Origin of the sequence: Streptomyces sp. SID5785, assembly GCF_009870065.1 — a bacterium.
Taxonomy (GTDB): domain Bacteria; phylum Actinomycetota; class Actinomycetes; order Streptomycetales; family Streptomycetaceae; genus Streptomyces.
Map to the genome: position 1 here is coordinate 1 of NZ_WWIA01000900.1, position 9,150 is coordinate 9,150.

Here is a 9,150-nt window from a genome sequence, read left to right on the forward strand (position 1 = left end):
CTGACCGGCTCGACCGCGTTCGCGCCCGTGCTGAGCGAACTCGCGCAGAAGTACCGCGACCACTGCGGCGGCGAGCCGGACATCACGGTCGCCGCGCACGGCAGCCGGACCGGCGTGCGGGAGCTGGCCCTCGCGGGCGGGAAGCCGCAGGACGGCGCGACGGTCGTCGCCTTCTCGGACGGGCCGCGCCCGGCGAGCTACACGCAGCTCAGCGAGAGCCGCGTCGCGGTGTCGCTGTTCACCCTGGTCGCGCACGACGACGCCGAGGTCACCGACCTGTCCGTGACGGACGTGCGCCGGATCTACCGCGGCGAGATCCGCAACTGGAAGCAGCTGGGCAGCCCGGACCTGCCCCTGGTCCTGGTGAGCCGCACCTCCGGATCGGGCACCAGGTCGGCCCTGACCGAGCGGGTGCTCGGGGGCGCGGACGAACCGCCCGCCTCGTCGGACGACTGCGTGAACCGCACGCTGCGCAGCACGCCCGTCCTGCGCTGCGAGCTGGACTCCACGGAGCAGGTGCTCGACACGGTGGCCCGCACCCCGGGCGCCCTCGGATACGCCGAACTGCGGGCCGCGTCACCGCCGGACGCCCCGCGCGGACTGCACCGGATCACGCTCGACGGACGCGCCCCGGACCCGGACCGGCTGGATTCCGACGGGTACCCGTACCGGGAGATCGAGTACGCGTACACCTTCGGGCGGCCGCCCGCGGACTCGCTGGCGTCGAGCTTCCTGTCGTACGCGGTCGACAACGGCACGGGCAAGGGTGTCGTCGCGACGCACGGGCACCTGCCGTGCGGGACGCCGGTGGGGCTGCGGGTGTGCGGTTCCGTGGAGTGACAGCCGCACCACAGGAAACGTAGACTTTATGGGGTATTTCGGGCGCTCTCGCGTCCGGGACAGCGAGGTGACCTCATGGCCGGACAGTCCTCGAACCGGCGGCGCGCAGCGGCGCGAGCGCCGGTGGTGGCGACCTTCGTGTGCGCGAGCGCCCTCGCGGCGGCCGGGCCCGTGACCGCCGACGACGGCTCGGACCTGTCCGCGCAGGAGCTGGCCGATGCCGCCGAGAAGGAGCTCACGGACACCACGTCGCTGCACGTGACGGTGGACAACCGCACGGACGACCGCGATCAGCGCGCCCCCGCACGGCTCGACCTGCGCCTCGACGAGGACGGCAACTGCGCCGGTTCGCTGGTCATGGGGACGGGCGGCGCGGACGGCGGCAGCGTGGACCTGGTCAAGCGCGGCGACGAGGTCTGGATGAAGCCGGACACCGCGTTCTGGAAGGCGCAGATGCCGGGCGGCGGAGGCGAGCTGGCGGCCGAGCTCTTCGCGGGGCGGTACGTGCACGGCACGACCGACGACCCGATGCTCGACAGCCTCGCGGACGTGTGCGACCTGGACTCCGTCCGCGACGAGCTGACCGACGCGTCGCCGGGCACCGTGCAGGAGAACCTGGCCAAGGGCCCGCCGACGACGGTGCGCGGGACGGACGTCGTACCGCTGACGGGCCGCGAGCAGGGCAAGGACGTCACGCTGTACGTGACCTCGGACGCGCCCCACCGGCTGGTCAGGGCCACCGTGCGGGACCCCGGCGAGACGGTCGTGCTCGCGCTCGCGGACTACGGGAAGCCGGTGCCCGACCGGACGCCGCCGGCCGACGAGTCGGTGGACATCTCGAAGCTGCACGACGTCGACCCGGACGGCACCCCGCCACAGGCCGGGCCCCTGCGTGCGGCCGCGCTCGCTCAGCCGCCGCTCTTCGGGTAGCGCACGAAGAGCACGCCCTGGACCTCGCCGTGCGGCGCGCTGTACAGATGCGGGGCGTCGGCGGGCCACGCGGCGTGACCTCCGGGGCCCGCGGTCTGCGGGGCGTCGGGCAGCCCGACCACGGCGGTGCCCGAGAGCACCATGAGGCTCTCGGTGGTGCGCGGCACGTGCGCCGCCGACTCCTGGACCGCGCCGTCGGCGATGGTGATGCGGAAGACGTCGGTGGCGGCCCGCGCGTCCTCGTGGCGCTCGATGAGGACCGCGGTGACCGCGCTCCCGGAGACACCGCCGCCCGCCCCCGCGACGACGCCCGGGGGCGGATCGCCGAGGACGGCGCCGAGCGGCCGGCCGAGGGCGGTGGCCAGGGCGTAGAGCGTCTCCAGCGTGGGGTTGCGCCGGCCGCTCTCCAGTTCCGAGAGGGTGCCCTTGCCGACGCCGGAGCGGCGGGCGAGCTCGGACAGCGAGAGGCCGTCGGCCCGGCGCAGCTCCCTGAGCCGTCGCCCCACCTCGTCGTTCAGCCCCATGCGCCCTCCGTGGAACGGTGTTGACGGGTCGCCGCCGCCGTCCTTAGTGTTCCACATACAGAACGTTCCGTTTACGGAACAGGAACACCGGAACACCACCCGCACCCACCGCGCGGCAGCCCGGGCGGCCGGGCGGATCGCCCCTCGGCCCCGGAAGTGATGCCCTCATGCCCTCCCTCGCCCGCCTCCGCGCGCTCGCCCCGCCCTCCGCCGTCGCGGCCGGGCTGATCGCGGTCACGGTCGGCGTGACCAGCTCGGCGGCCCTGGTGTTCACGGCAGCCCGCGCGGCCGGCGCCGACGCCCGGGAGATCTCCTCGTGGATGCTCGCCCTCGGCATCGGACTCGCCGTCACCTGCATCGGACTGTCGCTGCGTTTCCGGGCGCCCGTCGTGACGGCCTGGTCGACGCCGGGCGCCGCGCTGCTCGCCACGAGCCTGGCGGGCGTGCCGATGGCCGAGGCCGTCGGCGCCTTCGTGTTCTGCGCCGTACTGATCCTGCTGAGCGGCGTGACCGGCTGGTTCGCCCGCGTCATGGACCGCATCCCGGTACCGCTCGCGTCGGCGCTGCTGGCGGGCGTGCTGCTCGAGTTCGGGACCGGGCTGTTCGCGCAGATGGAGGGCAGCTTCACCATCGCGTTCGCGGTGTTCGCCCTGTACCTGGCGGCGCGGCGGATCGTGCCGCGGTACGCGGTGCTCCTTGCGCTGGCCGGCGGGGTCGTGGCGTCGGTGCTCGCCGGGGGCTGGCACCTGGACCGGGTGCGCCTGTCGCTCGCGCAGCCGGTGTTCACCGCTCCCGTCTTCGACTGGAAGGTGCTGATCAGCGTCGGTGTGCCGCTGTTCGTCGTGACGATGGCCTCGCAGAACCTGCCGGGCGTGGCGGTACTGCGCGCCTCCGGCTACGACGTGCCGGTCTCGCCGCTGCTGACCTGGACCGGCGCGGCACAGGCCGTGCTGGCCCCGTTCGGCGCGTTCGGGCTCAACCTCGCGGCGATCACGGCTGCGATCTGCACGGGCGACGAGGCCCATCCGGACCGGGACCGGCGCTATCTCGCGGCCGTCTGGGCGGGCGTCTGCTATCTGTGCGTGGGGCTGCTCGGGGCGACCGTCGCCTCCCTGCTGAGCGCGATGCCGCACGCGCTCGTCCTGGCGGTGGCCGGTGTCGGCCTCCTCGCCACGATCGAGTCCTCGCTCGCGACGGCCCTGTCCGAACCGGCGTCGCGCGAGGCGGCCGTCGTCACGTTCCTCGCGACGGCCTCCGGGGTGACGCTGCTGGGGATCGGCTCCGCGTTCTGGGGGCTGCTCGCCGGGGTGCTGACCGGACTGGTCGCCTCGGCGGGCCGGCGCCGCAAGGCCGCCTCGGAGCCGGCCGGACGGGAGGAGGCCGGCCAGGAAGAGGCCGGACGCGAGGAGCTCAGTCCCGGCACACCTCCGCGAACCGCCTCGTGAACGCGGACCAGGCCGCGCCCGCGGCCGGCTCGGCGGCGCGGGCCCGCGCGAGGAGCCGGCCCCGGTCGAGACCGTGCTCGGCGAGCGCCGCGGGGTCCCAGCGCGCGATCCGGTCCGCGCTGACCTCCGGGTGGAACTGGGTGCCCCACGCGCGCGGACCGACCCGGAAGGCCTGGTACGGGCAGAGCTCGCTGGAGGCCAGCCACACGGCTCCGGGCGGCAGTTCGGTGATCGCGTCGACATGCCGCTCGATCGCCGGGACGCCGGAGCCGAGCCCGTGCAGCAGCGGATCCGTGGCCGCCTCGGGGCGCAGCCGGATCGGCGTGCTGCCGAGCTCCGGGCTGCCGTGCGCCGCGCGGACCGCGCCGCCGGCGACCTGCGCGAGCAACTGGCCGCCCAGGCAGATCCCGAGGTAGGGCGTCCCGCCGTCGAGGGCCTCGCGGGCCAGCCGCCGGGTCCCCGGCAGCCAGGGCGCCCGCGCGTCGTCGTCGGGCATGAAGCCGCCGCCGAGCACGAGCAGTGCCCGGCCGTCGAGGCTCTCGGGCAGTGCGTCCCCGTCGAAGGGCCGCACCACCTCCACGTCGGCCCCGGCGGCCCGCAGCCAGGTCCCGACCCGGCCCGGTCCACCGCCCTGGGTGTTCTGCACGACGACGACCCTGCCCATCGTCCGTCCTCCCTCGTCCCGTCCGCACCGGACAGCAGCAGATCAAGGCCGCACGGCCACGTCAACGGCGCCCTCCTTCCCGTGCGGCTCTTCTGCGGGCGCCACACCCCTATGAACTGACGGTCCATCAGGTTACGCTCCGCGCATGACTTCCACGGTGGTGTGGGGCACCGGGAACGTGGGGCGGGCGGCCGTCAGGGCCGTCGACGCCCACCCCGGGCTCGAACTGTCCGGCGTGCTCGTGCACGATCCCGCCAAGGCCGGCCGCGACGCGGGCGACCTCGCGGGGCTCGACCACGCCCTCGGCGTCAGCGCCACGACCGACGTGGAGGCGGTGCTCGCGACACGTCCGGGCGCCGTCTTCTACGCCGCGTCCGGCGAACTGCGCCCCGACGAGGCGCTCGACGACCTCTGCCGCGCCCTGCGGGCCGGCGCCGTCGTCGTCACCCCGGCGCTCTATCCGCTGTACGACCCGCGCAGCGCGCCCCCCGACTTCACCGGTCCCGTGCACGCGGCGATCGCGGAGGGCGGCGGCTCGCTGTTCGTGTCCGGCGTGGACCCCGGCTGGGCCAACGACGTCCTGCCGCTCCTGGTCAGCGGCCTGGGCTCGCGCATCGACGCCGTACGCTGCCAGGAGATCTTCGACTACTCCACGTACGACCAGGCGGACTCGGTCCGCGATCTGGTCGGCATGGGGCACCCCATGGACTACGAGCCGCTGATGCTCGCCGAGTCCGTGCCGACGATGGTGTGGGGCGGACAGCTCCGGCTGCTCGCGCGTGCGCTCGGCCTCGAACTGGACGAGATCCGCGAGACGCTGGAGCGCCGTCCGCTGGACGCGGACGTCACGACCGCGTCGATGGGCGACTTCGCGAAGGGTACGCAGGGAGCGGTGCGCTTCGAGGTGCAGGGCGTCGTCGACGGCGCCGTCCGGCTCGTCGTCGAGCACATCACGCGCATCCACCCCTCGTGCGCCCCCGACTGGCCGCTGCCGCCGGGCGGCGGCGCCGGGGCGCACCGCGTGATCGTCGAGGGGCGCCCGCACATCGAGGTGACCGTCCAGGCCACGGACGAGGGCGGCAACCACGCGGCCGGCGGCAACGCGACCGCCGTGGGCCGCCTGGTCGGCGCGATCGACTGGCTCGTGACGGCGCCCCCGGGCCTCTACGACGCGCTCGACGTGCCCGTACTGCCCGCCACCGGCCGGATCGGAAGGACCCCGTGATGAGAATCGACATCCCCGAGGACCAGGACCCGATCCCGTACGTGTGGGGCGAGATGGTGCCCGGCATCGGGCCTATAGCCGCCCAGTACTCGATGGCGGTCTACGACCACTCCACGCTCGGGCTGCGCGAGTTCGAGGCGGCCCGGCTGCGGATCGCGCAGATCAACGGCTGTCTGTTCTGCCTCGACTGGCGTACCGAGCGCGACGGCGAGAAGGTCGAGGAGTCCTTCGCGGACGCGGTGGAGCAGTGGCGCACGACCGACGCCTTCGACGAACGGACCCGGCTCGCCGCCGAGTACGCGGAGCGGTACGCGCTCGACCACCACGGACTCGACGAGGAGTTCTGGTCCCGGATGACGGCGCGCTACAGCCAGCCGGAGATCGTGGAACTGAGCATGGCGATCGGTTCCTGGCTGGCCTTCGGCCGGCTCAACCACGTCCTCGGCCTCGACGCGGTGTGCGTTCTGCCCAAGCCCTGAACAGGGCGTGCGCGCCTGGGGACCTGGGCAGAACGGTCCGGCCGCCGGCCTCTAGAGGTCGGCGGCGACGATCTTCTCGATGTTGCGCTCGGCGAGCGCGGTGATCGTCACGAACGGGTTGACGCTGGTGTTGCCCGGGATCAGCGCGCCGTCCATGACGTACAGCCCCGCGTACCCGTGCAGACGGCCGTAGTTGTCGGTGGCCTTGCCGAGGACGGCGCCGCCGAGCGGGTGGTAGGTCAGGTGGTCGCCCCAGATCTTGTACGTACCGAACAGGTCGGTGCGGTAGATCGTGCCCTCCTTGGAGTTGATGCGGTCGAAGATGGACCGGGCCATGTCGATCGAGGGCTGCTTCCAGGCCGTCTGCCAGTTCAGGTCGACCGAGTTCGTCGCCGGGTTCCAGGTGAACCGGGCCCGGTGCGGGTTCTTGGTGATCGACAGGTAGAACGAGGCGAAGGTCTCGATGCCGGTGGGCAGCGGCGCGACCTCGGCGAAGGCGCCTCCCGCGTCCCAGTTGTCGATGCCGCCGGTGGGGATGGACGACTGCAGGGCGCCGGTCGGGTCCCACAGGTGGTTGGCGCGGCCGCACATCACGTTGCCGTTGTCGCCCCAGCCCTGGCCGATCTCCTCGTTGAGCGCGGGCAGCGCTCCGGTGGCCTTGAGCCGCGTGAGGAGCTTGCTGGTGCCCACGCTGCCCGCCGCGAAGAACACCCGCTCGGCGCTGACCTCCTTGGTGGCGGTGACGGTCCCGACGGTGTCGAGCTGCTCGATCCGCACGGTGTAGCCGCCGGCGGCAGGACGCACCTCGGTGACCCGGTGGAGCGGGGACACGCTGACCCGGCCGGTGGCGGCGGCGCGGGCGAGGTACGTCTTCTGCAGGGACTTCTTGCCGTGGTTGTTGCCGTAGAGGATCTCCCCGGCGAGCGCCGACCGGGGAACCGTCCCGGCCTCCTCCTGCTTCATGTAGTCCCAGTCGTACACGTCCGGCACGAAGACGAACGGGAAGCCCGAGCGCTGCGCGTGCTTGCGGCCCACGCGCGCGTACTGGTACGCGTCGGTGGTCTCGAACCAGTCGGGGTCGATGGTCGCGACGCCCAGCCCCGCGTTGGCGCGCGGGTAGTAGGTGGCGTACATCTCCCCCGCGTCGACCGTGGGCAGGATCGCGCCGAAGTTCTCGCGGCGGGGTGTGACCGCCATGCCGCCGTTCACGAGTGAGCCGCCGCCGACGCCGCGGCCCTGGTAGACGATGATGCCGCCGAACTCCTCGGCGTCGAGGATGCCGGTGTGCCGGGGCACGTCGCGGTCGATGGGGAAGCCGAGGAAGTTGCTGAGCGGTTGTCTGGTTCTGGTGCGCAGCCAGAACGATCTGTAGTCCGGCTGGGTCGTGTTGGCGAAGATCTTGCCGTCCGAGCCGGGCGTGTCCCAGGCCTTGCCCATCTCGATCATCTGGACGTCGACGCCGGCCTCGGCGAGCCGCAAGGCGGTGACGGCGCCGCCGTAGCCGGAACCGATCACGAGGGCCGGGACGCGGGCGCCGTCGGCCACCGGGGCGAGCGCCGGGGTGACGGCGCGGGCGGCCGCGGCGGCCGGTCCGGCCAGCGCCACGGCACCGAGAAGAGAACCTGTTCCTGCGAGGAAGCCACGCCGGGACAGTCCGTTACGGTGCTTTTCAGGAGGGGTTGAGGCAGTCATTCCGAGTTCCTCACTCTCGACGGAATCAGAACGAGTTCTACTGTTGATCGGCAACAAGGTGAATGGAAACTATTCGGTAACTACGGTTGGTTTTCCGCCGTTGTGTCGATCTTGCGGCCCGGGCGCGGTCCAGGGTGCGGACGGGACCGCCCGCCACCAACCGGCCGAGGAGGAGCGCGACTTGGTCCAGACGAATCTCTTGACGCCTTCCCCTGCCGCCCCTTAAATCAACTCTTGAAGTAATCGCACCGCGCACACCCCCACTGTCTTCACTTTCCGGCGTGTCCGAGACAGGCACGATCCCCCTACCCGAAGTGACGTGATGCTCCATGCGCTCTTCCCTCCGCCGCAGACTGCCGCTCGGCGCGGCCGCGCTGCTGTGTCTCGGCGCCGCGCTCGTCCCCACGGCGAACGCGGCAGGCACCGACGACACGGGCGCCACCGCCGTCACCTTCTCCGACGAGTTCGACGGGCCCGCGGGCTCGGCGGTCGACGGATCGAAGTGGCAGATCGAGACCGGCGACAACGTCGACAACCACGAACGGCAGTACTACACGGCGGGTTCGGACAACGCCGCGCTCGACGGCCAGGGCCATCTGGTCATCACGGCCCGCAAGGAGAACCCCGGCAACTACCAGTGCTGGTACGGGACCTGCGAGTACACCAGCGCGCGGCTGAACACGTCGGGCAAGTTCTCGACCACGCACGGGCATGTCGAGGCCCGGATGAAGATCCCGCGCGGGCAGGGCATGTGGCCCGCGTTCTGGATGCTCGGGGACGACATCGGTTCGGTCGGCTGGCCGAACTCGGGCGAGATCGACGTGATGGAGAACGTCGGCTTCGAGCCCAACACCGTGCACGGCACGATCCACGGGCCGGGGTACTCCGGCTCGGGCGGCATCGGCGCGGGGTACTCGCTGCCCGGCGGTGCGGCCTTCGCCGACGACTTCCACACCTTCGCGGTGGACTGGTCGCCGAACTCGATCAAGTGGTCCGTGGACGGCACGGTCTACCAGACCCGCACGCCCGCCGACGTGGGCGGCAACCAGTGGGTCTTCGAGAAGCCGTTCTTCGTCATCCTGAATCTCGCGGTCGGCGGCTACTGGCCCGGCGACCCGGACGGCAGCACCCAGCTGCCGCAGCAGCTGGTCGTCGACTACGTGCGGGTCAGCAACGGCTGATCCTGCACCGCACCCCCACGGTGCGGGTGCGGTGACCCGGCTGCCGGGTCACCGCACCCGTGCGGGCGTCACGCCTGGACGCGGCACTCCGGGTGACCCCAGCCGTCGGGGTTCTTCGCGATCTGCTCCCCCGCGGCGTAGGAGCGGCCGCACCGGCAGCGGCCCGGGAA

9 protein-coding genes and 1 pseudogene are annotated in these 9,150 nt (G+C 72.5%); 6 read left to right on the forward strand and 4 right to left on the reverse strand.

The window, feature by feature from the left end:
* Both GTW43_RS29530 and GTW43_RS29535 read left to right on the forward strand, forming a co-directional pair.
* Positions 1–840 (forward strand): substrate-binding domain-containing protein (locus tag GTW43_RS29530; RefSeq protein ID WP_202502108.1); only part of this gene is annotated, 840 nt, incomplete at its 5' end.
* A gap of 75 nt (positions 841–915) precedes the next feature.
* Complete coding sequence (locus GTW43_RS29535; RefSeq protein ID WP_202502109.1) at positions 916–1,770, forward strand: hypothetical protein; 855 nt, start codon at positions 916–918, stop codon at positions 1,768–1,770.
* Here the strand turns inward: GTW43_RS29535 and GTW43_RS29540 are convergent.
* Positions 1,749–2,294, reverse strand: a complete 546-nt coding sequence (locus GTW43_RS29540) for an XRE family transcriptional regulator (protein ID WP_161305053.1) — start codon at positions 2,292–2,294, stop codon at positions 1,749–1,751. The genes GTW43_RS29535 and GTW43_RS29540 overlap by 22 nt on opposite strands.
* A 167-nt stretch (positions 2,295–2,461) precedes the next feature.
* Between GTW43_RS29540 and GTW43_RS29545 the strand changes: the two genes are divergently transcribed.
* On the forward strand, positions 2,462–3,739 hold the full coding sequence (locus GTW43_RS29545) for a benzoate/H(+) symporter BenE family transporter (protein WP_161305054.1): 1,278 nt from the start codon (positions 2,462–2,464) through the stop codon (positions 3,737–3,739).
* On the opposite strand, the gene GTW43_RS29550 is transcribed toward GTW43_RS29545, so the two are convergent.
* Positions 3,705–4,403, reverse strand: coding sequence for a type 1 glutamine amidotransferase (locus GTW43_RS29550; protein WP_161305055.1), 699 nt, complete (start codon positions 4,401–4,403; stop codon positions 3,705–3,707). The two genes, GTW43_RS29545 and GTW43_RS29550, sit on opposite strands and share 35 nt — an antisense overlap.
* Positions 4,404–4,548: 145 nt before the next feature.
* Between GTW43_RS29550 and GTW43_RS29555 the strand changes: the two genes are divergently transcribed.
* Entirely contained in the window at positions 4,549–5,628 is a 1,080-nt protein-coding gene (locus GTW43_RS29555; protein ID WP_161305056.1) for a dihydrodipicolinate reductase, read from the forward strand.
* Positions 5,628–6,107: a carboxymuconolactone decarboxylase family protein gene (locus tag GTW43_RS29560; RefSeq protein WP_161305057.1), complete on the forward strand. Its 480-nt coding sequence runs from the start codon at positions 5,628–5,630 to the stop codon at positions 6,105–6,107. Before GTW43_RS29555 ends, GTW43_RS29560 begins: the two co-directional genes overlap by 1 nt.
* 51 nt (positions 6,108–6,158) lie before the next feature.
* Here the strand turns inward: GTW43_RS29560 and GTW43_RS29565 are convergent, their stop codons facing one another.
* Positions 6,159–7,799, reverse strand: a complete 1,641-nt coding sequence (locus GTW43_RS29565; protein WP_161305058.1) for a GMC oxidoreductase — start codon at positions 7,797–7,799, stop codon at positions 6,159–6,161.
* A 329-nt stretch (positions 7,800–8,128) separates the two neighbouring features.
* Here GTW43_RS29565 and GTW43_RS29570 point away from each other — a divergent pair, with 329 nt between their 5' ends.
* Positions 8,129–8,980, forward strand: a complete 852-nt coding sequence (locus tag GTW43_RS29570) for a glycoside hydrolase family 16 protein (protein ID WP_161305059.1) — start codon at positions 8,129–8,131, stop codon at positions 8,978–8,980.
* A 68-nt stretch (positions 8,981–9,048) separates the two neighbouring features.
* Here GTW43_RS29570 and GTW43_RS38275 read toward each other — a convergent pair.
* Positions 9,049–9,150: pseudogene (locus GTW43_RS38275) on the reverse strand (ribonuclease HI); the annotation flags it as partial.

Bases quoted from the DNA above. Each gene is read 5' to 3' on its own strand.
- GTW43_RS29555 (WP_161305056.1), top strand. From the start codon at position 4,549: ATGACTTCCACGGTGGTGTGGGGCACCGGGAACGTGGGGCGGGCGGCC.
- GTW43_RS29560 (WP_161305057.1), top strand. From the start codon at position 5,628: ATGAGAATCGACATCCCCGAGGACCAGGACCCGATCCCGTACGTGTGG.
- GTW43_RS29540 (WP_161305053.1), bottom strand. From the start codon at position 2,294: ATGGGGCTGAACGACGAGGTGGGGCGACGGCTCAGGGAGCTGCGCCGG.
- GTW43_RS29565 (WP_161305058.1), bottom strand. From the start codon at position 7,799: ATGACTGCCTCAACCCCTCCTGAAAAGCACCGTAACGGACTGTCCCGG.
- GTW43_RS29535 (WP_202502109.1), top strand. From the start codon at position 916: ATGGCCGGACAGTCCTCGAACCGGCGGCGCGCAGCGGCGCGAGCGCCG.
- GTW43_RS29545 (WP_161305054.1), top strand. From the start codon at position 2,462: ATGCCCTCCCTCGCCCGCCTCCGCGCGCTCGCCCCGCCCTCCGCCGTC.
- GTW43_RS29550 (WP_161305055.1), bottom strand. From the start codon at position 4,403: ATGGGCAGGGTCGTCGTCGTGCAGAACACCCAGGGCGGTGGACCGGGC.
- GTW43_RS29570 (WP_161305059.1), top strand. From the start codon at position 8,129: ATGCGCTCTTCCCTCCGCCGCAGACTGCCGCTCGGCGCGGCCGCGCTG.